20 protein-coding genes are annotated in these 24,405 nt (G+C 67.6%); 16 read left to right on the top strand and 4 right to left on the bottom strand.

The annotated features are described in order from the left end of the window. Positions 1-125 precede the first annotated feature (125 nt). From H4O10_RS08375 to bcsZ, 9 genes are read left to right on the top strand one after another with little or no spacing between them, the layout of a single operon-like run. Positions 126-1,664, top strand: a complete 1,539-nt coding sequence (locus H4O10_RS08375; RefSeq protein WP_049452072.1) for a BcsE family c-di-GMP-binding protein — start codon at positions 126-128, stop codon at positions 1,662-1,664. Then, entirely contained in the window at positions 1,661-1,840 is a 180-nt protein-coding gene (bcsF, locus tag H4O10_RS08370; protein WP_033836073.1) for a cellulose biosynthesis protein BcsF, read from the top strand. Before H4O10_RS08375 ends, bcsF begins: the two co-directional genes overlap by 4 nt. Continuing rightward, a complete protein-coding gene (bcsG, locus tag H4O10_RS08365; RefSeq protein WP_231522717.1) occupies positions 1,837-3,477 on the top strand; it encodes a cellulose biosynthesis protein BcsG in 1,641 nt (546 codons plus the stop codon). The genes bcsF and bcsG overlap by 4 nt, the downstream gene beginning before the upstream one ends. Next, on the top strand, positions 3,477-3,656 hold the full coding sequence (gene bcsR / locus H4O10_RS08360; RefSeq protein ID WP_049402398.1) for a cellulose biosynthesis protein BcsR: 180 nt from the start codon (positions 3,477-3,479) through the stop codon (positions 3,654-3,656). Before bcsG ends, bcsR begins: the two co-directional genes overlap by 1 nt. Beyond that, complete coding sequence (gene bcsQ, locus H4O10_RS08355; protein ID WP_180845693.1) at positions 3,653-4,408, top strand: cellulose biosynthesis protein BcsQ; 756 nt, start codon at positions 3,653-3,655, stop codon at positions 4,406-4,408. The genes bcsR and bcsQ overlap by 4 nt, the downstream gene beginning before the upstream one ends. Beyond that, positions 4,408-7,032, top strand: coding sequence for a UDP-forming cellulose synthase catalytic subunit (gene bcsA / locus H4O10_RS08350; RefSeq protein ID WP_182681002.1), 2,625 nt, complete (start codon positions 4,408-4,410; stop codon positions 7,030-7,032). The genes bcsQ and bcsA overlap by 1 nt, the downstream gene beginning before the upstream one ends. Beyond that, a complete protein-coding gene (gene bcsB, locus H4O10_RS08345; RefSeq protein ID WP_080353393.1) occupies positions 7,029-9,392 on the top strand; it encodes a cellulose biosynthesis cyclic di-GMP-binding regulatory protein BcsB in 2,364 nt (787 codons plus the stop codon). The genes bcsA and bcsB overlap by 4 nt, the downstream gene beginning before the upstream one ends. Then, positions 9,392-12,973, top strand: a complete 3,582-nt coding sequence (gene bcsC / locus H4O10_RS08340; RefSeq protein WP_049452074.1) for a cellulose synthase complex outer membrane protein BcsC — start codon at positions 9,392-9,394, stop codon at positions 12,971-12,973. The genes bcsB and bcsC overlap by 1 nt, the downstream gene beginning before the upstream one ends. Then, positions 12,957-14,090 carry a cellulose synthase complex periplasmic endoglucanase BcsZ gene (gene bcsZ, locus H4O10_RS08335; RefSeq protein WP_049430322.1) on the top strand — a complete coding sequence of 378 codons (1,134 nt, stop codon included), beginning with the start codon at positions 12,957-12,959 and terminating at the stop codon, positions 14,088-14,090. The genes bcsC and bcsZ overlap by 17 nt, the downstream gene beginning before the upstream one ends. A gap of 60 nt (positions 14,091-14,150) precedes the next feature. Here bcsZ and H4O10_RS08330 read toward each other — a convergent pair whose 3' ends face one another. Next, positions 14,151-15,467 (bottom strand): NCS2 family permease, encoded by a 1,317-nt coding sequence (locus tag H4O10_RS08330; RefSeq protein WP_005408048.1) that lies wholly within the window; start codon positions 15,465-15,467, stop codon positions 14,151-14,153. Between the two features lie 92 nt (positions 15,468-15,559). Further along, positions 15,560-17,224 (bottom strand): energy-dependent translational throttle protein EttA, encoded by a 1,665-nt coding sequence (ettA, locus tag H4O10_RS08325; protein WP_005408049.1) that lies wholly within the window; start codon positions 17,222-17,224, stop codon positions 15,560-15,562. A 252-nt stretch (positions 17,225-17,476) separates the two neighbouring features. On the opposite strand from ettA, the gene H4O10_RS08320 reads away from it, so the two are divergent. From H4O10_RS08320 to ribD, 7 genes are all read left to right on the top strand, one after another. After that, positions 17,477-17,950, top strand: a complete 474-nt coding sequence (locus H4O10_RS08320; RefSeq protein WP_033834700.1) for an RcnB family protein — start codon at positions 17,477-17,479, stop codon at positions 17,948-17,950. A 187-nt stretch (positions 17,951-18,137) separates the two neighbouring features. Further along, complete coding sequence (glyA, locus tag H4O10_RS08315; RefSeq protein ID WP_005408051.1) at positions 18,138-19,391, top strand: serine hydroxymethyltransferase; 1,254 nt, start codon at positions 18,138-18,140, stop codon at positions 19,389-19,391. 124 nt (positions 19,392-19,515) lie between these two features. Continuing rightward, a complete protein-coding gene (locus H4O10_RS08310) occupies positions 19,516-19,989 on the top strand; it encodes a hypothetical protein (protein WP_049452075.1) in 474 nt (157 codons plus the stop codon). A gap of 6 nt (positions 19,990-19,995) precedes the next feature. Then, positions 19,996-20,451, top strand: coding sequence for a hypothetical protein (locus tag H4O10_RS08305; protein ID WP_049452076.1), 456 nt, complete (start codon positions 19,996-19,998; stop codon positions 20,449-20,451). Then, complete coding sequence (locus H4O10_RS08300; RefSeq protein ID WP_049430325.1) at positions 20,444-20,893, top strand: hypothetical protein; 450 nt, start codon at positions 20,444-20,446, stop codon at positions 20,891-20,893. The genes H4O10_RS08305 and H4O10_RS08300 overlap by 8 nt, the downstream gene beginning before the upstream one ends. Before the next feature lie 149 nt (positions 20,894-21,042). Then, complete coding sequence (gene nrdR, locus H4O10_RS08295; protein WP_004143350.1) at positions 21,043-21,564, top strand: transcriptional regulator NrdR; 522 nt, start codon at positions 21,043-21,045, stop codon at positions 21,562-21,564. A 278-nt stretch (positions 21,565-21,842) separates the two neighbouring features. Further along, complete coding sequence (ribD, locus tag H4O10_RS08290) at positions 21,843-22,928, top strand: bifunctional diaminohydroxyphosphoribosylaminopyrimidine deaminase/5-amino-6-(5-phosphoribosylamino)uracil reductase RibD (RefSeq protein ID WP_049452079.1); 1,086 nt, start codon at positions 21,843-21,845, stop codon at positions 22,926-22,928. 75 nt (positions 22,929-23,003) lie between these two features. Here the strand turns inward: ribD and H4O10_RS08285 are convergent, their stop codons facing one another. Then, positions 23,004-23,339, bottom strand: coding sequence for a hypothetical protein (locus H4O10_RS08285; RefSeq protein WP_239667776.1), 336 nt, complete (start codon positions 23,337-23,339; stop codon positions 23,004-23,006). A gap of 134 nt (positions 23,340-23,473) precedes the next feature. Then, positions 23,474-24,358 carry a hypothetical protein gene (locus H4O10_RS08280; protein WP_049452077.1) on the bottom strand — a complete coding sequence of 295 codons (885 nt, stop codon included), beginning with the start codon at positions 24,356-24,358 and terminating at the stop codon, positions 23,474-23,476. Positions 24,359-24,405 lie beyond the last annotated feature (47 nt).

Below are 24,405 nucleotides of genomic sequence, written 5' to 3'. Positions count from 1 at the left end.
TCAGAGCTATTATTGCCGTACAGAAACATGAATGTGATGTACGTCATGGAAATGACCTCTTTTTCACCGCAGCGCCTCCGCTGCCGGGCGTTCCGTCCGGTTGAGGGGCAATGAAAGGATCCGGCGTGCCAGCGACCCACCTTGCCATTGCCGGATTGCCCACCGAATTCGTCGAAATGCGCAGCGGGGGCCTGTACTGGGTGGTCGCCGCCGGCAGCGCACCGACGGATCTGCTCGGTGCCGGTGTGCTGGCCACGGCCGACGCACTGGACGAGGCCGTGCTGGTCACGCTGGGGCGGGGGGCCGAATCGATGCTGGCGCTGCTGCCGGCCGACCAGGGGCCGGCCCGCCTGCGGCTGTTCCAACGCTCGCACCATGGCATGCAGCAGGCGCTGCGCGGGCTGACCGGCGATCTGCCGCGCACCGCGTCGGCGCGCACCCGGCTCAGCATGGTGCAGTTCCCGGTGGCGGCGCTGGACGGCTGGGACGATGCCCGGCTGGCGCGCTGGTGCCAGCAGCTGCAGGACTGGGCCGTGCAGGCGCAGCAGGTGCTGCTGTTGCTGTGCCATGGCGAAGTGGCGACGCTTGCGCCACGGCTGCTGCCGTTGAACCGCAGCTGTGCCGGCGTGGCCCAGCTGCATCCGCATCGCGGCGCCCTGCAGTTGCTGCTGCACTACTGGTCCAACAGCCATGGTGTGGTGGCGCAGCGATCATTCGGCATCGAGCAGGAGAACCGTGGGCTGCGCCATCTGGCCGAGGCCGATGCCGCCGAGACGGCGATCGGTTTGGCCAGCGGCGGTGACCGCGATGTCTACCTGGCCCAGACCGAAGTACTGGAAGGTGCGCCGCCGTTGTCGGCGGCCTGGCGCCTGTATGACGGTTGGGGCGGGTTGCTGCCGGCCGCGCTGCAGGCGCGCGAGGCCACCGTGGTGCTGGCCATCGACGAGAATGCAAAGGTGGATGCACTGGCCCGCCTGCTGCACCGCCTGCGCCGCGAACGTGGCAACGCATTGAAACTGGTGGTGCGCGAGCTGCAGCCCTGCCTGCGCTACGCCGATGAGCGGCTGCTGATGCAGTGCGGCTGCAGCCTGGTGGTGCCAGCCGACACGCCTTTGCCGCGCCTGTTGACCCTGCTGGAAACCGTGCAGCGCCAACGTTGGCAGGGTCAGCTGGCTGAAGATCCGGAGCCGTTGATCCGTGCGCATCGGCCACCATCGGTCAGTGGCCTGGTCAACGCCGCACGCTTCCGCCAGATCGCTGGCGAACGCATCGACCAGGACGGCAGCGCGGTGGAAAGCGCCGTGCTGGCGCTGCAGCCGGTGGCCGGGCTGCGCGCGGAGCAGACCCTGCAGCAGCTGCGCATCCGCCGCCAGGGCGACCTGGCCTGTGTCTACCGCGGGCAGGTACGCCTGTTCCTGTTTGGTTGCCGGCGTGACGCGGTCGAGCAGGCCCTGGGCAATCTGTTCCGTCTGCCCTGGCGCGAACTGTTCGACGGCTACCAGCGTCTGGCCGAATACGACATTGCAGCGATGAACGCCCGCAGCAGCGATCCGGAGGCCGAGGTACTGCCTGAAGCCCCCGCGGTTCTGCCGGCAGTGGCCCCGGCGCTGGAGGCACCTGTTTTCACCGCCCCGAAGCCGCTGCGACTGGGAGATCGCGCATGACCACCGACCAGCAACTCTGGACCCTGATCGTCGCTTGCGCGCTGGTGATGATTCCCTTCGGTGCCATGCTTGGCACCCTGTGGCGCGGGCTGCGCCGCCGTGTCGCGCGCTGGCTGCCGCCCCGCCATCTGCGCCGCGCCGGTGTACGCCAGCGTGCGCCGCGGAGGGCTGCATGAGTCCGCAGATGGCACCCGCATCTCCCTTCGCCTGGGCCGACCTGCGTGGCTGGAACCTGTACTTCCTGTCCAAGGTGGTACTGGCCTGGATGGGCGCGCTGGATCTGAAGATCCTGCCCAACCTGCTGTTCCTGGGCGCGCTGCTGATTCCGCTGCGCTGGCGCTGGGCACGCATCGCGCGCACCGTCGTCGCGGTACCGGTGGGCGTCGCGCTGTACTACCAGGACACCTGGTGGCCACCGTTCCGGCGCCTGCTGGTGCAGCCGGGCGTGCTGGACTTCTCGGCCGACTATTGGCTTGAACTGGCCCAGCGCTTCATCAACTGGCAGATGGTGGCGGTGCTGGTGATGCTGGTGCTGGCCTACATGCTGCTCAAGCCGTGGCTGCGCATCACTACCCTGAGCGTGCTGGGCATGCTTGGCCTGGCCGTGATGGCGATACCGATGCCGGCGGGCTGGAACTGGGGGCAGGGTACCGCCACCGCGGCCACCGCGGCCACCGCCAGCACCGGAGGCACCTCAGGTGGCGGCCTGCCGCCGGCCAACAACGAGACGCTCAATGCATGGCTGGCCAGCTTCTACCAGCAGCAGGCCAGCCTCAAGACCAGCTTCCCCGCACCGGGCAGCGGCGCGCCGTTCGACGTCATCATCCTCAACATCTGCTCGCTGGCATGGAGCGATCTGGATGAAGTGGGGCTGCGCCAGAACAACCTGCTCGACCACATGGACGTGGTGTTCGACGACTTCAACTCGGCAACCGCCTACAGCGGCCCAGCAGCGATCCGCCTGCTGCGCGCCAGTTGTGGCCAGACCTCGCACACCGCGCTGTTCGATCCGGTGCCGGCCGAGTGCCAGCTGTTCTCGAACCTGCAGCATCTGGGCTTCCAGAGCGAGCTGGCGATGAACCATGACGGCCACTTCGACGATTTCATCGGCGAACTGCACCAGTACGGTGGGCTGCAGGCGCAGCCGATGGACATCAGCGCGTTTCCTAAAGCGCTGGTGGCGTTCGACAAGTCACCGCTGCGCCGCGATGGTGATGTGCTGATGGCGTGGTGGAAACAGCGGCTGGCCGGGACCAGCCAGCAGGTGGCGCTGTTCTACAACACGATCTCGCTGCACGATGGCAACCGCATCGTCGGCGCCGATGGCCGTTCGAATGCCGCCGACTACAAGGCACGTGCGGAAATGGTGCTGGGTGACATGGCCGGTTTCGTCGATGCGGTGGAGAAGAGTGGCCGCCGCGCGATGATCGTGGTGGTGCCTGAGCATGGCGCGGCCCTGCATGGCGACCGCATGCAGATTCCGGGCATGCGTGAGATTCCCAGTCCATCGATCACTCACGTGCCGGTGGGCGTGAAGCTGATCGGCATGGGCGCGCCGGCGGCCGGCGGCCCACGTCATGTGCCCGAACCGAGCAGCTACCTGGCGGTGTCCGAGCTGGTGTCGCGTGTGTACGCGCTCAATGCCCAGTCGCCGCCGAGCGAGCGTAACTGGGACAGCCTGCTGAAGGGGCTGCCGCAGACACCGTCGGTATCGGAGAACGAAGGCGCCAAGGTCATCGAGTACGCCGGCAAGCCCTGGCTGCAGCTGCAGGGCAGCCAGACCTGGAGCCCCTACCCGGAGGAGGCGCGCTGATGCCTGCCGACATTCTTGCCGTGCCGGTCACATTGTCCGTGGAAGAGGATGACATCGACCTGCTGCGCCGCAGTCTGGACATGCCAGGGTTGCCCTACGTGGACTTCTCGGCCCAGCAGGAACGTGCACGGGCGCTGGCGCGCTGGCCGTTGCTGGCCGAACTGGAGCCACGCCGATGAGCACCGTGTTGTCGCTGCAGGGCATCCATGGCGGAACCGGCGTCACTACGGTGCTTGCCGCGTTGGGCCAGGGCCTGCACGCCCAGGGCCAGCGTGTGCTGCTGGTCGAATGCAGCCCGGACCAGATGCTCGGCCTGCACCTGGGCCTGCCGGCCGATGTCGACAACGGCTGGGCGCGCGCGCAGCTGGACGGCACGGATTGGCGCGATGCCGCCTATGCCATCGCAGCGGGGCTGGCGGTGCTGCCCTACGGTCGTGTCGATGCCGGGGCCGCGATGCGCATCGAACAGCAGCTGCAGCAGGCGCCGGCCACCTGGGCCGAACGCATTCCGCTGCTGGAGACCCAGTTCGACTGGATCCTGTTCGACCTGCCGCAGCGCCTGCCGGCGCACGCTGCGGCCATCAACCAGCACGCGCGCTGCACGCTGCCGCTGCGCCTGGCCTGTGTCGATCCGGTCAGCCATGTGTTCCTGCAATGCCAGCCGGATGACACCCGCCTGCTGCTGGCCAACCGCTATGACCCGGTCATTCCGGTGCAGCGCGATCTGATGCAGCTGTGGCTGCACGCGCACGGGGCGCGGCTGGTGCCGCAGCCGCTGCACGAGGATGCGCGGGTGCCGTCCGCATTGGCCAGCAAGCAGCCACTGGGCCGCTATGCGACCGATTCGCTGGCTGCTGCCGATGTGGATGGCTTGGTGCTGTGGTGCCTGGCGGAGGCCACACGGCGCCAGGCCGCGGCGAGAGGACGCTGATGGGTGCCCGCGTCTATTACCTGGACTGGGGACGCCTGCGTGAGCGGGTGCATGCGTCCTGGCCGACGCGGGCAATGCTGTGGCTGCTGCAATGCGTGGGCTGGGCGTTCCTGCGCCTGGAAGGGCCGGCATGGCAGGCGCAGGCGCCGCGCCTGCGCTACGCCTTCCCGCAGATACAGGGCGACCGTCGCTGGCGCCCAGGTGATCCCCTGCGATTGCTGATCCAGGCCATGTGGCTATCGGTGGTGCGGTTGGTACCGCAGCCCTCGCTGAGGCGGCAACGGTTGGCCCAGGCCCGGCGCGAACGCATTGCCGAACTGCGTGGTGCGGCCGGTCGTGGCCGCCTGCGCTATCTGCGCGCGATGCGCGATGCGCCCAGTGAATTCTGGAACAGCCGCGTGGCGGCCTGGTTCGGCCGTAAGATGGGCAGCCTGTCGCCACGTTCGCGGCACCTGCTGACCCTGCTGGTCGGGTTGGCCACGCTGGGGCTGGCGGCGCTGTGCATCACCCAGCCGTTCACCTATCTCGCACAGTTCGTGTTCGTTGCACTGCTGTGGGCCATCGCGCTGCTGGTGCGGCGCATGCAGGGGCGCTATGCGACGCTGGTGCTAGTCGTGCTGTCGATCACCGTGTCCTGCCGTTACCTATGGTGGCGCTATACCGCCACGCTGAACTGGAACAGCACCTTCGACCTGGTCTGTGGCGTGGTGCTGCTGGCGGCGGAAACCTATTCCTGGCTGGTGCTGATGCTGGGCTACGTGCAGGTGGCGTGGCCGCTGCGCCGCCGCCCGGCGCCGTTGCCGGCCGACATCCGCCAGTGGCCGACGGTGGATGTGCTGATTCCCACCTACAACGAAGACCTGGCGCTGGTGCGGCACACCGTGTACGCAGCGATGGGCCTGGACTGGCCGGCCGACAAGCTGCGCATCCACATCCTCGATGATGGAAAGCGCGAAGAATTCCGCGCATTCGCTGAGCGCGCCGGGGTCAACCACGTCACCCGCGCCGATAACCGCCATGCCAAGGCCGGCAATCTCAACCACGCCCTGACCCTGATCGATGGCGAGCTGGTGGCCATCTTCGACAGCGACCACCTGCCGGTGCGTTCGTTCCTGCAGATCACCTGCGGCTGGTTCCTGCGCGACCCGAAACTGGCGCTGGTGCAGACCCCGCACCACTTCTTCTCGGCCGATCCGTTCGAACGCAACCTGCAGGTGTTCCGCAGCGACCCCAACGAAGGCGAGCTGTTCTACGGCCTGGTGCAGGACGGCAACGATCTGTGGAACGCGGCGTTTTTCTGCGGCTCCTGCGCGGTACTGCGGCGCGAGGCCATCGATGCCATCGGCGGGTTTGCCACCGAGACCGTCACCGAGGATGCGCACACCGCGCTGCGCCTGCACCGCAAGGGCTGGAACTCGGCCTACCTGCGCATTCCGCAGGCAGCCGGCCTGGCCACCGACAGCCTCGGCGCACACGTCAACCAGCGCATCCGCTGGGCGCGCGGCATGGTGCAGATCTTCCGCATCGACAACCCGCTGCTGGGCAAGGGCCTGAGCCTGTTCCAGCGCTTCTGCTATGCCAACGCGATGCTGCATTTCCTGGCCGGCATTCCGCGCCTGGTGTTCCTCACCGCGCCGCTGGCGTTCCTGCTGCTGCACGTCTACATCATCTACGCACCGGCACTGGCCATCCTGCTGTTCGTGGTGCCGCACATGGCCCACGCCAGCCTTACCAACGCGCGAATCCAGGGCAAGTACCGGCGGCCGTTCTGGGGTGAGGTGTACGAGACCGTGCTGGCCTGGTACATCGCACGGCCCACTACCGTGGCGCTGTTCAGCCCGGGCCGTGGCAAGTTCAACGTCACCGACAAGGGTGGTACCCAGGCCGGTGATCGCTTCGACTGGCGCGTGGCGCAGCCCTACCTGGTGCTGGCGCTGCTGAACGTGCTAGGCCTGTGCTTTGCCGTATGGCGCTTCATGCATGGGCCGCTCGACGAACGCGGCACGGTGGTCGTCAGTTCGCTGTGGGTACTGTACAACCTGCTGATCATCGGTGGTGCGCTGGCGGTGGCCGCTGAAGTGCAGCAGGTGCGGCGCACGCATCGCGTCACCACCCACCTGCCGATGGCGCTGCAGGTACCCGATGGCCGCCGCCTGCGCGGCGTGCTTCAGGATTACTCCAACGATGGCGTGGGCGTCGAGCTCGGCGAAGACGCACAACTGGCCGAAGGCCAGCGCGTGCAGGTGCTGCTGGGGCGCGGCCGCCGCGAGTTCGCGTTCCTGGCGCGCGTGCAGCGCACGGTCGGCCAGCGACTGGGCTTGCTGCTGCTGTTCGAGGACGAACGCCAGCGCGTCGAGTTCGCCCAGTGCACCTTCGCCCGCGCCGATGCCTGGCTCGACTGGCACGCCGGTTACCAACCCAAGAGCCTGCCGCGTAGCCTGTGGAGCGTGCTGGTCCTGGGCTGGCGTGGCTATCGGCGGATGGGTGATTTCGCACCGTTCGACCTTGACCGCCCGGCACACTGGAATCGTCGCCTGCTGCGATGGCTGGCCAGTTTTGCTCCGCAACGTCCGCTTCCTTCCCACCCGGCTGACCCAGCCGCTGATCCAGGGCTTCGTCCATGACCCTTCCGTCCTCTCTGCGTTGGCTGCTGCTGCCCCTGCTGGCCCTGCCCGTGGCGTCAGGCAACAGCGCGCCTGCCCCGGCACTGGCCACTCCTCCCACCACGGCGCCTGCCGCGCCACCGATGCCGAGCGTGCCGGCCGCACCCGCTACCACGCCTGCCGCCGGTACCGAGCCCGCGCTGGCGCAGACCTGGGCGGGCAGCGCCTGGCCCTGGCAGCGGCAGAACACCTTCGCGCAGCTGGGGCGTCGCCAGGACACGCTGCTGTCGGGGGTGCGCAATGCCACCACCTTCGAGTTCCAGGTGCGCCGTGACCGCCTGGTCCGCGATGCGGAACTGGATCTGAGCTTCACGCCTTCACCATCGCTGCTCCCGACCCTGTCGCACCTGCGGGTCTACCTCAACGACGCGATGATGGGCGTGGTGCCGATCAGCAACGACCAGCTCGGCCGCCCAGTGCAGGCCAAGCTGCCGCTGGACGCACGCCTGATCGCCGATTTCAACCAGGTCCGCCTGGAGTTCGTCGGTCACTACACCGACATCTGCGAAGAGCCGACGCACAGCTCGCTGTGGGTCAACCTGTCCAGCAACAGCACGCTGCGCCTGGGTGGCCAGCCACTGGCGATGCAGGACGACCTGGCCAACTTCCCGCTGCCGTTCTTCGACCCGCGCGATACCGCACGCCTGGAACTGCCGGTGGTGTTTGCCGCCGCACCGAGCCTGGCGCAGCAGCGCGCGGCGGCGGTGATGTCCTCGTACTTCGGCAGCCTGTCCGGCTGGTGGCGCCAGGCGCGTTTTCCGGTCAGCTTCGGTGCGCTGCCGGACAAGGGTCACGCGGTAGTGCTGGCGGTCAACGGCAGGTTCCCGCCGGTGATCGCCAACCATGCCCCAGTGAAGGGCCCGATGATCGAACTGATGTCGCTGCCGGAGGATCCGCAGCGCAAGCTGCTGCTGGTGCTGGGCCGCAACGATGAGGATCTGCAGAAGGCGGTGGCCGCGATGGCGGCCGGCAACGTGCTGTTCCGCGGCCGTCAGGTCAGCGTCGACGAGATCAAGCCGCTGGCCCCGCGCAAGCCGTACGACGCACCGAACTGGGTGCGTACCGACCGCGCCGTGCGCCTGGCCGAACTACTCGACTATCCGCAGCAGCTGCACGCCAACGGCGTGTCGCCGCAGCCGATCACGGTCAACCTCAACCTGCCGCCGGACCTGTTCATCTGGCGCAACCAGGGCATTCCGCTGAACCTGCGCTACCGCTACACGCCGCCGTTCGGCAGCGATGAGTCGCGGCTGGGCGTTGCAATCAACGACCAGTTCATCTCCAGCTTCCCGCTGGTGCGTCGCAACGGCAAGCAGGGCCTGGAGGAAATCCGCCTGCCGGTGCTGGCCGGCGATGCCGGTGCCGATGACGGGCGCCTGTTGATTCCGGCGCTCAAGCTGGGCGACCGCAACCAGCTGCGCTTTGATTTCAACTTCGCCAGCGTGATGGGAAGTGCACAGCGCGATCATTGCCAGACCGTGCTGCCGCCCAACCTGCAGGCAGCCATCGAGGAAGACTCCACCATCGACTTCTCCGGGTTCCATCACTACATGGGCCTGCCGGACCTGTCCGCGTTCGCACTCAGCGGTTTCCCCTTCACCCGCATGGCCGATCTGTCCGAGACGGTCGTGCTGGTGCCGCCCGGCGCCAGCGAAGCACAGGTCAGCCTGCTGTTGAACCTGATCGGTGGGCTGGGCGTGCAGAGCGGCTACCCGGCCTATGGCCTGCGCCTGTCCGATGACTGGAAGCAGGCCAGCGCGCTGGATGCGGACCTGCTGATGCTGGGCGCCCTGCCTGCCGAACTGCGCGGCAGCCAGCAGCTGTCGCTGCTGATCGACGACCAGCGCACGCGTCTGCTCAACGGCCAGTCGCCGTCGCCGCAGCAGGCGATGGAACAGGCGCGCCGTGGCAGCCGCGATGGCGACCCGGCGGTGACCGAAGTGGCAGTGAGCGCGCAGGCGCCGTTCGCCGCGATCATCGGCTTGCAGTCGCCGAGGCATGCGCAGCGCAGCATCGTTTCGCTGGCCGCCAGCAACGCCGCCGACTACGGCCTGCTCGACGATGCGCTCAGTGATACCGGCAAGCGCGAAGCCATCGCCGGTTCGGTGGCGATCCTGCGTACCTCGGGCATCCACAGCCAGTTCGTCGGCGATCACTACTACGTCGGCGCGCTGCCGTGGTGGCTGCTGCTGTGGTACCACCTGGCCGACCACCCGGCACTGCTGGCGGTGCTGGCCACGCTGGTGGTGCTGATGGTGGCCTTCCTGTTGTGGCGCACGCTGCGCTGGGTTGCGGCCAAGCGCCTGGACCCGGGGCATTGATGGCACGCACTCGGCATCCGCTGGTCACCGTATCCGGCCTGGTCCTGTTGGGACTGGCCGGTGCCGGGCCCTGCGCGGCGCAGACCTTGTCCGATACACCGGGCGGAACCATCGCCGAGCAGCGCCAGTGGTTGCTGCAGCAGGTGCGCATCGGTGAGGCCACCGGTCGCCAGAGCCTGATCGAAGACGCGCTGGCGCGGCTGCGCATGCTGGCACCGGATGATCGCGGCACGCTGGTGGCGATCCTGGAAGTGCAGTTGTCGCAGCAGAAGCTGCAGGATGCCGAGGCGACCCTGAAGCGCCTGCGCGAGATCGGCGCGGGTACCCGTGAACTGGCCGCCGGCGAACGCCTCTGGCAGGCCTACCGTGGTGACCTGCAGCAGGACCTGCAGCAGGCGCGTCTGTTCGCTGCCGGTGGTCGCAGCGCCGAAGCGCTGGCTATCTACCGGCGCCTGTTCAACGATGACCCGCCCGGCCTGCAGCTGGGCCTGGAGTACTGGCGCCTGCGCGGCGCCCAGGCGGATGGGCGTACACAGGCGATCCGTGCGCTGAGCGAACTGGACCGCAGCTATCCGGGCAATGTGCCGTTGCTGCAGGCGCTGTCGCAGATGCTGTTCGCGGCCGGCCGCGATGCCGAGGCGCTGGCCGTGCTGCAGCGCATGGGGCGCAATCCGGAAGCGCGCGGCATGGCGGCGGACGCCGAGTGGGCCTACCTGAAGGATCAGCCGGCCGATGACCGCAGCGTACGCAGGCTGCAGGACTTCATCACCCGCAACCCGACGTTCGCCGACATCGCGTTGGTGCGCGACCGCTACACCGACCAGCACAAGCGGGTCAGCGACCCGGCGTGGCGCGCCGGTCTGCGTGGCCAGCAGTTGCTCGATGCAGGCCGCAATGAAGAGGCCGAGCGCGCCTTCCTGCGGGCCCTGCGCGATTATCCTCGCGAGCCCGACCTGCTGGGGGGGCTGGGCATGGCGCTGATGCGCCAGGGCCGCCGCGAGCAGGCCATCAACTATTTCCAGCGTGCGGTGCAGGCCACCCCGGCCGGTGACAGCAACGACAAGTGGCGTGACCTGATCGCCAGCACCCGCTACTGGCTGCAGCTGGACCAGGCCGACGCGGCGCTGGCGGCCGGCCGGCTGGACGAAGCCGAGCGCCTGTATGCGCAGGCGCGCCGCCAGCAGCCCCGCGACGTCAATGCTGCACTGGGCCTGGTCGACGTGGCCGTGGCCCGTGGTGATGACGCCGCGGCCGAACGCCAGTTGCAGGTTGCCCGGCGGATGGCGCCCAACGATGCCAACGTGATCCGCAAGCTGGTGCAGCTGTACGGTCGCACCGATCCTCAGCGGCTGGAAGCCTTCATCAACGCATTGCCCGCTGCCCAGCGCAGGTTGTATGCCGAAGACCTGCGCCAGCTGCAGATCAGTCGCTTGCGTGAGCGTCGCGAGCAGGCACTGGCTGCCGGGGATGCAGGCACTGCGATCACGCTGGGACAGCAGCTGCGCGGCGAACTGCCGGGCGATGCATGGCTGGCCTATGCGCTGGGCAACGAGCTGCGCGCCGCCGGCCGGCAGGACGAAGCCGACGCGGTGGTGGCCGACGTGGCCACGCACAACGCCAGTGCCGAAGCGCGCTACGCGCAGGCGCTCTATCTGTCGGGATCCGATCGGCTGCCGCAGGCGCTGGCGGTGCTCGATGCGCTGCCGCAGGCGCAGTGGGACGATGACATCCGCGCGCTGTCGGCGCGCCTGCAGCGGCAGCAGCTGGTCGATCATCTGTGGGATCTGCGTGCGCAGGGCAGGGAGGCCGAAGCCATCGCGCTGCTGCAGCAGCAACCGCCCAGCACCGACAACGATCTGCTGATGGCCGAATGGGCGCGCCTGCGCGGCGACCACGCGCAGGCGCTGCACTACTACCAGCGCGTGCTTGCTGCACAGCCGGACAACGTGGATGCGCAGCTGGGCCAGGTACAGGCCTGGATTGGCACCGGCGATCTGGCCAGCGCGCGCCGCCAGATGCACGACGCACCGCCAACAGTGGACGATGCCGAGATCGGCCAGCAGCGCCAGCTCGCCACGATCTGGACCGACCTGCGCGAGGACACGAAGGCGTTGGCGATCCTGCGCGCGTTGCTGGCGCGCAAGACCGGGCCCGACGCACAGTCCTGGCGTGATGCTGCACGGCTGGTGCGCCGCGATGATCCACAGCAGGCGCTGGACATGTATGCGCATGCGATGGCCGACAACGGCCTGTTGGCCCCCAGCCAGGCCGCGCCACGCGACAATCGCGCGCTGACCCTGGCCAGCCGCGAGACGGCCGGCGATGACTGGTTGCGGCGCAGCCTGCGCAGCGACGTGGAGACCCTGTACCAGCAGGAGAATCCCACCCTGACGGTGATGCAGGACACCGGGCGCCGTAGCGACGGAACCCCGGGTATTTCGCGGCTGTCGCGCGATACCCGCATCGCGCATCTCGACGCGCCGTTCGCCGGTGGCCTGGGCTGGGCGCGCATCGAGCAGGTGAGCTTCGATGCCGGCCGCTTCCAGACCGACGGGAACGGGGCCTACGACGAGGATTTCGGTAGCTGCGACCTGGATCTGCTGCAGGCTGACAACAGCCGCCTGCGCGCACCGGGTTGCACCCGTTTCGTGCACCAGCGGCGCACCTCCGGCGCCGGCTTCGCCGTGGGCTGGCGCACCTTGGATGACCGCTGGAACTTCGATATCGGCCACACCCCGTCCAACTACGTGGTCGGCAACTGGCTTGGCGGTGTCACCTTCAATGGTGACCTCGGGCGCTTCGGCTGGGGCGCCACGGTGTCGCGGCGGCCAATGACCAATTCGCTGCTGTCGCAGGCCGGTGCGGTTGATCCGCGCAGTGGCATCAGCTGGGGCGGCGTCACCGCCAACGGCGTGACCTTCAGCCTCGGCTACGACCAGGGTGGCCGCGATGGCGTGTGGTCGAACTGGAGCTGGCATCGGCTGACCGGCCACAACGTGGTCGACAATACCCGTGCACGCGCGATGGTGGGCTGGTACCACAAGCTGATCCAGCGCCCCGACATGCGGCTGGATGTGGGCACCACCGCGATGTACTGGCGCTACCAGAAGGACCTGGGCGGTTACTCGCTGGGCCAGGGCGGCTACTACAGCCCGCAGCGCTATGCGTCGCTGAGCCTGCCGGTCAGCTTCGCCTGGCGCAACGACGTGTGGTCGGTGCGCCTGGATGGCTCGGTAAGTGTGTCCAGTGCGCGTACCTCGTCGATCAGCCGTTTCCCCGACCAGGCATTGATCGAGCGCGTGATCGCACAGCTCGAGCCGCAGTATGGCCCCCTGCAGCTGGACGAGGCCGGCCTGTACACCGGCGACAGCAGCAGCACCGGCACCGGCTACCGCTTGTATGGTGCGGTCGAGCGCCGCCTGGGCGACCACTTCGTGCTGGGTGCCGCCGGCACTCTGCAGCGCAGCCGCGATTTCTCGCCGAATTCGTTCCAGCTCTACCTGCGCTATACCTTCAAACCGTGGCAGGGAAACCTACCATTGCCCGTATCGCCACTGGTGCCGTATGGCGAATTCCGCTGACCTGCGGCGACGTCGCCTGCTGCAGGCGGCCGCCACGCTACCGCTGCTTGGCTGGTGCAGCGCGCAGGCCGCGCCCGCACCGCGCTGGCCGGCGTGGCAGGTACTGCTCGACAGCAGCCTGAGCCGCGACGGACGCATGATCGATCGCAGCCAGGACGATCAGCGCAGCACGTCCGAAGGCCAGTCCTATGCCTTGTTCTTCGCCCTGGTCAACAACGACCAGGCGCTGTTCGACCGCATCCTGGGCTGGACCCAGGACAACCTCGCCGCTGGTGACATGGGCAAGCGCCTGCCCGCCTGGCTGTGGGGACGCGATGATGCCGGAGCGTGGCGGGTACTGGATGACAACCCGGCCTCGGACTCCGATCTCTGGCTGGCCTATGCGCTGCTGGAAGGCGCGCGGCTGTGGCGCCGTCCCGCGCTGAACGCCATCGCCGAGGGCATGCTCGCCCAGGTGCGGGCACGCGAGATCGTGGACCTGCCCGGGCTCGGCCCGATGCTGTTGCCGGGCCCACAGGGATTCGTCGAAGGGGAGGCCACGCGGGTCAACCCCAGTTATCTGCCACTGCCGCTGCTGCGCCGCTTTGCAGTGGAGGATCGCGGCGGGCCGTGGCAGGCACTGGCGCGCAACAGCGTGCAGCTGTTGCAGCAGAGCAGCCCGCACGGGTTCGCACCGGACTGGGCGGCGTGGAAAGGCGATCGCTTCGTCGTCGATCCGGTGCGCGGTGCGGTCGGCGGCTACGATGCGATCCGCTGCTACACCTGGGCAGGCATGACCGCGCCGCGCGATCCGTTGTTCCGCACGCAGCTGGCGGCCCTGTCCGGGCCGCTGCAGCGCCTGCGCAGTGGTGCGCCGATGTGGGAAAAGATCGACACCCGCAGTGGCCAGGGGCAGGGCGAAGGCAACTACGGATTCCGTGCGGCCCTGCTACCGTATCTGATCGCGCAGGGCGACACGGAGCACGCGCAGTCGCTGCGGGCCAGCCTGCCCAGTGCCGAACAGCAGCGTGCTGATGCACCGGCCTATTACTCGCAGATGCTGGCCCTGTTCGGCTTGGGCTGGGCTGAAGGACGCTGGCGTTTCGCCGCCGACGGCCGCCTGCAGCCGCGCTGGTAGCTGCAGTGCTGCGGGGTCGGATCCCATTGCATCGCAATGGGCTCTGGCCCCACACAACGGTCATTCCAGCGCGTAGCGCAGGGTGAACAGCACCGCCACCAGCCACACCGCCGGATGCACTTCGCGCCAGCGCCCGGTGCCGGCCTTCAGCGCGGCATAGGCGATGAAGCCAAACGCCAGGCCGTTGGCAATCGAGTAGGTGAACGGCATCGCCAGCGCACACAGCGCCGCCGGCACCGATTCGGTCAGGTCGCTCCAGTCTACTTCCACCAGTTCGCGCAGCATCAGGCCGGCGACGAACAGCAGCGCGGGCGCGGTGGCATAGCTGGGCACCATTGCCGCCAGCGGCGAGAACAGCAGCGCCGCCAGGAACAGTGCCGACACCACCAGCGCGGTCAGGCCGGTACGGCCGCCTACCTGCACGCCCGAGGCGCTTTCAGCGAAGGCGGTGGTGCTGCTGGTGCCCAGCATCGAACCCGCCACGATGGCGGTGCTGTCGGCCAGCAGCGCGCGGCCGAAACGCTTCTGCGCGCCCGGCAGCTTCAGCAGGCCGGCACGGCCGACCACGCCGTACAGCGTGCCGGTGGCATCGAACACCTCCACCAGCACGAACACCAGCACCACCTGCAGAAGTACTGCGATGGGTGCGCCGCCGTCATGGTGCAGCAGGCCCGGCAGGTCCAGCTGCAGGAAGGTGGGTGCAAGGCTCGGCGGCAGCGAGACCAGGCCCTGGTACTGCACGTCGCCCAATGCCCAGCCAGCGCCGGTCACGGCCAGGATGCCGATCAGGATCGCACCGCGGATGCGCCGCGCTTCCAGCACCGCGATCAGCAGGAAGCCGGCCAGTGCCAGCAGCGGCGGCGCCGTGTTCAACGGGCCCAGCGCCACCAGTGTGTCTTCATTGCCGACGATCACGCCGGACTTCTGCAGCGCGATGATCGCCAGGAACAGGCCGATGCCGGCCACGATGGCCGAGCGCAGCGATGAGGGAATACCCGATACCAGCCACGCGCGTACTCCGGTCAGCGACAGCACCAGGAACACCAGGCCTGAGATGAACACCGCACCCAGTGCCTGCTGCCACGGCAGGCCGGCGGCGCCGACCACGGTGAAGGCGAAGAACGCGTTCAGGCCCATGCCGGGCGCCATGCCGACCGGGAAGTTGGCGGCCAGCGCCATCACTGCCGAACCCAGTGCGGCGGCCAGGCAGGTGGCCACGAACACTGCACCCGCATCCATGCCGGTGGTGCCGAGGATTTCGGGGTTCACGAAGACGATGTAGGACATCGTCAGGAAGGTGGTGACACCGGCCAGCAGCTCGGTACGCACGGTGGTGCCGTGCTGCTGCAGCTGGAACAGGCGCTCGAACAGGGACATGGAGATTCTCGCGACAATAAGGTGTCACGACCAACGGTCGTGACCTACCCGAATGCAGAACGGCCGCGCAGAGCGCGGCCGTTCTTCCTTTCTTATTTCAGCGCCTTGAAGCGCAGGCGCTTCGGCGCGGCGTCGTCGCCCATGCGGCGGCGCTTGTCTTCTTCGTACTCGCGGTAGTTGCCCTGGAAGAACTCCACGTGCGAGTCGCCTTCGAACGCCAGGATGTGGGTCGCGATGCGATCCAGGAACCAGCGGTCATGCGAAATGACGAAGGTGTTGCCCGGGAACTCCAGCAGCGCATCTTCCAGCGCACGCAGGGTTTCGATGTCCAGGTCGTTGGACGGTTCGTCGAGCAGCAGCACGTTGCCACCCTGCAGCAGGGTCTTGGCCATGTGCAGGCGGCCACGCTCACCACCGGACAGCGAACCGACCATCTTCTGCTGGTCCTGGCCCTTGAAGTTGAAGCGGCCGATGTAGGCGCGCGACTGGATCTCGATGCCGTTGATGTTGAGGATGTCCAGGCCGCCGGCGATTTCCTGGAAGACGTTGTGGTTGCCTTCCAGCGCGTCGCGGCTCTGGTCCACGTAGGACAGCTTCACGGTCGGGCCGACCACGATCTCGCCGGTATCCGGCTTTTCCTGGCCGGTGATCATCTTGAACAGGGTCGACTTACCGGCACCGTTCGGGCCGATGATGCCGACGATGGCGCCGGCCGGCACCAGGAAGCTCAGGTTGTCGAACAGCAGGCGGTCGCCGAACTTCTTGGAGACGTTCTTGAACTCCATCACCGCATTGCCCAGGCGCTCGCCCGGCGGGATGAAGATTTCGTTGGTCTCGTTGCGCTTCTGGTAATCGACCGACTGCAGCTCTTCCAGGCGGGCCAGACGGGCCTTGCCCTTGGTGCGGCCGCCCTTGGCGTTCTGGCGCGACCACTCCAGTTCCTTCTGGATCGCCTTCTGGCGGGCCTTTTCCTGATTGTCTTCCTGCTTCAGGCGCTCGTCCTTCTGGGTCAGCCAGTCGGTGTAGTTGCCCTTCCACGGAATGCCGCGGCCGCGGTCCAGTTCCAGGATCCACTCGGCGGCGTTGTCCAGGAAGTAGCGATCGTGGGTGACGGCCACCACGGTGCCGGTGTAGCGCGCCAGGAACTGTTCCAGCCATTCCACCGACTCGGCGTCGAGGTGGTTGGTCGGTTCGTCGAGCAGCAGCATGTCCGGCTTCTGCAGCAGCAGGCGGCACAGGGCCACGCGGCGCTTTTCACCACCTGACAGCTTGCCGACGATGGCATCCCACGGCGGCAGGCGCAGCGCGTCGGCGGCCACGTCCAGCTGGTTTTCCAGCGTGTGTGCGTCGCCAGCGGCCAGGATCGCCTCCAGGCGCTCCTGTTCCTTGGCCAGCGCGTCGAAGTCGGCGCCTTCCTCGGCGTAGGCGGCGTACACCGCTTCCAGCGCGGCCTGGGCCTGCAGCACTTCGCCCACGCCTTCCTCGACCGCTTCACGCACGGTCTTGGTCGGGTCCAGTTCCGGTTCCTGCGCCAGGTAACCGACCTTGATGCCCGGCTGCGGGCGGGCCTCGCCCTCGAAATCGGTGTCCACGCCGGCCATGATCTTCAGCACGGTGGACTTGCCGGCGCCGTTCAGGCCCAGCAGGCCGATCTTCGCGCCCGGGAAGAAGGACAGCGAGATGTCCTTGATGATCTGCCGCTTGGGCGGAACCACCTTGGACACGCGGTTCATGGTGTAGATGTATTGCGAGGACATGCGGTCTCCGTAGGCGCGGCCCTGCGCCCGACCCGTCACGGGTAGATCCCGTTGCGGCAGCGGGCACAGACTGAAATGGAATACCGCCAATTATAGCCGGAACCGGTTCCGGGCCGCTCCCGGGAGGCGCCGCCGGGCTGGCTATCGCCTGAATACCCGGTCACAGTCCTGCAGCGGGAAGCGTTTCCAGCCGGAAACGGTTCAGATCGGTTGCGCAATATGGGCTCACCACCCACCAAGCAGAGGTCTGACATGCGCATCAATCGAGTAATGGCCAGTGCCGTGGCCTCTGTGCTGGCACTGGGCGCCGTGGCCCCGGCATTCGCCGACAACGACCATCGCCGCGACCACGATCGCCGCGAGTGGCGCGAGGATCGCCGTGAGTGGCGCCAGGACCGCCGCGACTGGGAGCGCGACCGCCGCGAGGCCCGTCGCGACTGGGAACGCGACCGCCGCGACTGGCATCGCGACCATGACCGCTACTACCGCCCGGCACCGCCGCGCGTGGTCTATCGTCCGGCCTACGGCCCGGGCTATGGCTGGAAGGTCGGCCACCGCTATCGCGACTACTACCGCGGCCCGATCTACGTGGTGAACGACTACCCGCGCTACAACCTGCGTCGCCCGCCCTACGGGCACCAGTGGATCCGCGATGACCGCGGCAACATGCTGCTGGTAGCCATCGCTACCGGTGTGATCGCCCAGTACGTGCTCAGCAGCCGCTGAGGGTCGCGGCCGGGGTCGGATCCCTTTCCAACGGAAAGAGCACTGACCCCACAACATCCCTCGAAACCATACGGGGCCGGATTCCTTCGGGGATGCCGGCCCCGTCTGTTTCGGCCCCAGCGGGCCGGCGCGGGGCTACAATCAGGGGCTGAGCCGTACCCCTTTTCCCTGCCTGCTGGAGTACCCGATGTTCCCGCGTGACGTCCGCATCGAATCCTACGATCCCGAACTGGCCAAGGCCATCGCCGCTGAAACCCAGCGCCAGGAAGACCACGTCGAGCTGATCGCCAGCGAGAACTACACCAGCCCGGCGGTGATGGAAGCCCAGGGCAGCCAGCTGACCAACAAGTACGCCGAAGGCTACCCGGGCAAGCGCTACTACGGTGGCTGCGAGTACGTGGACATCGCCGAGCAGCTGGCGATCGACCGCCTGAAGCAGCTGTTCGGCGCCGACTACGCCAACGTGCAGCCGCACAGCGGCTCGCAGGCCAACCAGGCCGTGTACTTCGCCCTGCTGCAGCCGGGTGACACCATCCTCGGCATGAGCCTGGCCCACGGCGGCCACCTCACCCACGGCGCCAAGGTGAATGCTTCCGGCAAGCTGTTCAACGCCGTGCAGTACGGCGTGAACGATCAGGGCCTGATCGATTACGACGAAGTCGAGCGCCTGGCCCTGGAGCACAAGCCGAAGATGGTCGTGGCCGGCTTCTCGGCCTACTCGCAGGTGATCGACTGGGCGCGCTTCCGCGCCATCGCCGACAAGGTCGGTGCCTACCTGTTCGTCGACATGGCCCACGTTGCCGGCCTGGTTGCCGCTGGCGTCTACCCGAGCCCGCTGGAACACGCCCACGTGGTCACCTCGACCACCCACAAGACCCTGCGCGGCCCGCGCGGCGGCATCATCGTCGCCAAGGGCGCCGACGAAGACCTGGTCAAGAAGCTGCAGTCGATCGTGTTCCCGGGCATCCAGGGCGGTCCGCTGATGCACGTCATCGCCGGCAAGGCCGTGGCCTTCAAGGAAGCGCTGGAACCGGGCTTCAAGGCCTACCAGCAGCAGGTGGTGAAGAACGCCCAGGCGATGGCCAATACGCTGATCGAGCGTGGCTACAAGATCGTCTCCGGCGGCACCCAGAACCACCTGATGCTGGTCGACATGATCGGCAAGGACGTGTCCGGCAAGGACGCGGAAGCGGCGCTGGGCAAGGCCCACATCACCGTCAACAAGAACTCGGTGCCGAACGACCCGCGTTCGCCGTTCGTGACCTCGGGCCTGCGCCTGGGCACCCCGGCGGTGACCACCCGTGGCTACGTCGAACAGGACTGCGTGGACCTGGCCAACTGGATCGCCGACGTGCTCGACGCGCCGAACGATGACGCCGTCATTGCCCGCGTGCGCGATGCCGTCAGCGCGCAGTGCCGCAAGTACCCGGTCTACGGCTGATCAGGGCCGGGGTCAGAGCCCTTTCCTGGCGGAAAGGGATCCGACCCCGCCTTCCGGATCGACGCAGGGGTCGGATCCCTTCCCGCAGGGAAGGGCTCTGACCCCGTCATCAGGAATCCCGCGCATGGATGAGCGCCGCCTCAAGTACCTGTACATCGCACTGGCGGCGCTGTTCGGCCTGCCCAGCCTGTTCTTCGGCGGTGCCGGCGCCTGCATCGCCGTGGTCATGGGCGTGATCGGGCTCGTCTCGCTGGACGCGGACAAACTGTGGTTTGCCGCCGGCATGCTCGCGTGGGGATCCTGCGCGATCACCGGCCTGGTGGCCTGGGTCGCACTGAGCATCGTCTGGCTGCGCGATGGTGCACGCGGGCTGCACATGGCATCACGCCGCTGGTGGCTGCTGCTGGGCCTGGGCGTGCTGGCAGGCCTGCCCTTGCTGGCGATGGCGCTGTATTACTTCGCCGAGCTGGGTTCGTCCGTGCTCAGCGGGCTGTTCGCCGGGCCGTCCCTGTTGGTGCCCACCGGTACGTTGATCCTCCTGCGGCTGCGTGCTGACGCCCTGGGCGAGCCATCCGGCCCGGCGCGATCAGAGGAGTAGGCCCGCGTGGATGAGCGCCGCCTCAAGTACCTGTACACCGCGCTGGCGGTGCTGTCTGGCCTGCCCAGCCTGGTGGTGGGCGGTGCCGCAGCGACGATGCTGCTGCTGACGGGGCTGGGCCAGTTCGGTCATGGCACGCTGGTCTCGGTGACGGTGATGCCGCTGTGGGGCCTGGCCGGCATTGCCGGCTGCCTGGCCTGGTTGTGGCTCAGCGCGGGTTTTCTGATGCAGGGGCGTGCCGGGCTGCACGTGCACCGCCTCTGGTGGTGGATGCTGCTGGCAGGCGGTCTCGCCGCCTTGCCCCCGCTGGGGCTGGCGCTGTGGTGGGGCATCGCCGTGCATGTCGAAGGCATCGGCTTGTTGCTGTTAAGTCCGTCGATGCTGGTGCCGGCTGCGATGCTGCTGTGGATCAAACGCCGCGGATGGACGTGGCCCATGGAAGGAGATCGAACGCATGGATGAGCGTCTGCACAAACGCTGGATGGCGATCGCCGGCCTGCTGGTGGGCCTGCCCGCCGTGGCGGCAGGCGGCACGGGTGCCGTGCTGGGGTTGATGGTCGTATGGGACGGCAAGTATCTGACGGGCGACGAGCACAGGCTGTTGCTGCTGTGGTCGTCGGCCGGAATCATCGGCCTGCTGTCGTGGTTGTGGCTGAGCGGCCTGTTCCTGTGGCGAGGTGTCACCGGCCTGCGCCACTCCCCGGTTGTCGCCTGGGTAGGGCTGGGGGTGGGTGCCCTGGCCGCACTGGGCGTCGTTGCGGCCACGCTGTACTTCACCTTCAAGCATGGGGAGATCTCGACATTGGCCTTCCTCGGCTTTGGCCCACCGCTGCTGGTGATGGCAGGGCATCTGGTGTGGCTGCGTTGGGCGCGCGCGGCCTCGGCGCCGCCGGCACCCGCTTGAACGCGCAGCGCTGACCGCGCAGAAGGCTTGGTTCGACCGAAATGCAGGCACTTCCGCGCAGACAGCATTTGCTGCCGGGCCCCTTCTCAGGTACCTTTGCGACGCTGCCATGACCGTGGCAATAGGTACTTCCCTGAGCCAGGCGTTCCATGCATTGCCCCTTCTGCCAACATGCCGATACCCGGGTCATCGACTCGCGCGTCTCTGAAGACGGCGCGACGATCCGCCGTCGGCGTGAATGCGAAGCCTGCGGCGAGCGCTTCAGCACCATGGAAACAGTCGAGCTGAAGCTGCCGGCCATCGTCAAGAGCGATGGCACCCGCGAAGCGTTCGACCAGCGCAAGGTCCGCGCTGGCTTCGACCGCGCGCTGCAGAAGCGTGCGGTGGCCGAAGACAAGATCGAAGCGGCAGTACGCGCTGTGGTCCACCAGCTGCGCATCAGCGGCGAGCGCGAAGTGCCCTCGATCAAGGTCGGCGAGTTCGTCATGAACGAACTGCGCAAGCTCGACCATGTCGGCTATGTGCGCTTCGCTTCGGTCTACCGCAGCTTCGAGGACGTGGCCGATTTCCGCGAGGAGATCGAGAAGCTTGAACGCGACCTGCCGTCCAGTACCGAACAGCTGCAGCTGCTGGGCGATGTCATCGCCCTGACCAAGAAGAAGAAGGGCTGACCACCTCTGCCCTGGTGGGTGCCAACCTTGGTGGGCACTGATGGCATGGATCTCCTTCGCTCTGGTGGGCGCCAACCTCAGTTGGCACTGGTGGCATGGATTTCCTTCGCTCTGGTGGGTGCCAACCTTGGTTGGCACTGATGGCGTGGATCTCCTTTGCTCTGGTGGGTGCCAACCTTGGTTGGCACTGATGGCATGGATCTCCTTTGCTCTGGTGGGTGCCAACCTTGGTTGGCACCGATGGCGTGGATCCACACCGGCGGCGTTACCATGGCCGCATGACCACCCCGTTCTCCGTCCTCGACCACCTGCACATGGCCAACGCGTTGCGCCTGGCCGAGCGCGCTGCCTATACCACCCGCCCGAACCCGATGGTCGGCTGCGTGATCGCCCATGGCGAACGCGTGGTCGGGCAGGGCTGGCACCAGCGCGCCGGTGGACCGCACGCCGAAGTGTTCGCGTTGCGCGAGGCCGGTAGCGAGGCGCGCGGTGCCACCGCCTACGTCACTCTGGAGCCCTGTGCCCACTACGGGCGCACACCGCCGTGTGCACTGGCGCTGATCGAAGCGGGCGTGTCGCGCGTGGTTGCCGCAATGCGCGATCCGTTCCCGAAGGTCGATGGCGGTGGCTTTGATCTGCTGCGCAATGCCGGCATCGAGGTCGCCGAAGGACTGATGGCGACGCAGGCACGTGAGCTCAACAAAGGCTTCCTGTCACGCGTGGAGCGCAATCGGCCGTGGTTGCGGGTGAAGCTGGCCGCGAGCCTTGATGGGCGTACCGCGATGGCCGACGGCAGCTCCAAGTGGATCACCGGTCCAGCCGCACGCGAAGACGTGCAGCACTGGCGTGCGCGTGCTGGTGCAATCCTGACCGGCGCCGACACCGTGCTGGCCGACGACCCGATGCTGACCGTGCGCCTGGCCGATACCGAAGTGATGCCACCGTTGCGCGTGGTACTCGATTCGCGCCTGCGTTCGCTCGAGTGCGGCCGCGTGCGCGAGGGCGGGGCACCGACGCTGTACATGCACGATGCGGCGGTGAGTGCGCCGGATGCGGCTGACGCAGAATTTGCCAGCGTGCCCAGCGCAGAAGGCCGGTTGGATCTGGGCGCGGTGCTGGCGCTGCTGGCCGAACGCGGCATCAACGAAGTGCATACCGAAGCCGGCGCGACGCTGGCCGGTGCCTTGCTGCGCGGCGGCTGGGTGGACGAGCTGCTGCTGTACCAGGCCCCCACACTGCTGGGCGACGGCGGACGCCCGTTGCTGACCGGCCTCGGCATCGATGCCATGGACCAGCAACGCCGCCTGCGGGTGGTTGACCAGCGCCAGGTCGGCGAGGACATCCGGCTGCTGCTGCGGCCGTGAGGGAATGGAGGTATCTCCGGCGTCGTCAGGTGCCCTTGTCCTCGTCCTCGTCTTCATAGGCGGGGCACTGTTCTTTCACTGCTGCTTCCACAGCACGTGCAGGTCGCGGCAGTAGGCACTGAGCGCTTCCCCCGCCAGCTCTGTCGACTTCGACCGTAGTCTGCGGCGGCTGATGCCGTCGTCGTACTCGTCCGGCAGGACCGTCGGTGCACATCGATCGTGGTACTGCAGGAACGCGCGGCAGTCGTCGTTCTCGCTCAGCTGTGCATCAATGTCCCTGTCACGTAGCTGGTTCGACTCGAAGGCAACCGATGGGCGGATGATGAAGGTCTTGGGCCTGTACGCTTCGGCCTGCCCACACACCATCAGCGCCAGCAGCATGACAGTAGTCGACGTCGTACGATGTTTCATGCGGTTGCCCCGGTGGAAGAGGGCAACAGCATTGACCATGCAGGCCGCGCAAGGCCATGCAACGGTTCTGAAAGTGCAGTCGCCCTTGTCGTCGGCGACGATGAGCCGAGCGTGGGCTCGGCTCTATACGTGGCTTACGCGCACTCGTCGGTCCACATCATTTCGGCGATCGGGCGCAGCGACTTGCACTCCTGCGTCATCTCGTCGGCCGACTTCACCTGGGCCTTGGCCTTCAGTTCCTCGGCCATCGCGTCCACGCCGCCGATCTGGTCCGGTGCGATCTTCGCCACGCAGCTGCGGTGCTGCTGCAGCAACAGGTCGCAACCCGGAACGCCGGTCACCTTCGGCGCGTTGGCCGCCTGCGCGTCCTGCATCCAGTCCTCGAACGGTGCCAGCGCACCGGCCACGATGCCCACCAGATCATCGAAGTTGCCGCTGTACCAGTAGCCATTGTCCTTGGCCGGATACAGGGCGAAGGTGCCGCTGGCCGGAACGCGCGCGCCACTCTGCAGTGCCTGGGTATAGGCATCGGTGAACTGCTTGCGCGCGGCCGGGCTGGCATCGTCGGCCAGGCTGGCGGCGAACAGCGGGCGGACCTTGCCCAGGTCGGGCACCTGGCAGCTGTAGCTGATCCGCGCCAGCTTCTGGTCTTCAACGTATTCGTTGTCTTCGATCACGCTCTTGGTCGCGCGGCACTTCGAATCGCGCAGCGCCTTGGCATACAGCGCTTCGGTGCCCGCAGCGTCGACCTTGGCGCCGGTGCTGGCCAGTACCGTCTGCCAGGGTTCGGCCAAGGCCTTGGCCAGCGCACCCGGGTTCGGGGTCACGGCGTCCTGGCCCTCGAACGCCGGCTTCAGTGCGTCGTTGAGCGTGCGCGTGGCGGCCGCGTCGTCTTCCAGCAGCACGCGTGCATACAGGTCGAAGGCCTGCTCGGGCGTCAGTTGGGCCGGTGCTGCGCTGGCAATCAGCGGGGCGCACAGCAGCACGCTGGCCAGAAGGGTTCGGGTGGGGGTCTTCATGACGGTGTTTTCCTGTTCCAGACGCGCGCAAGCCTAGCGCATCTGCC

The organism is Stenotrophomonas sp. I18B00994 (assembly GCF_014145825.1).
GTDB lineage: Bacteria > Pseudomonadota > Gammaproteobacteria > Xanthomonadales > Xanthomonadaceae > Stenotrophomonas > Stenotrophomonas maltophilia.
The sequence above is the reverse complement of the archived record's forward strand: the minus strand, read 5'-3'. Positions and strand labels throughout refer to the sequence as shown.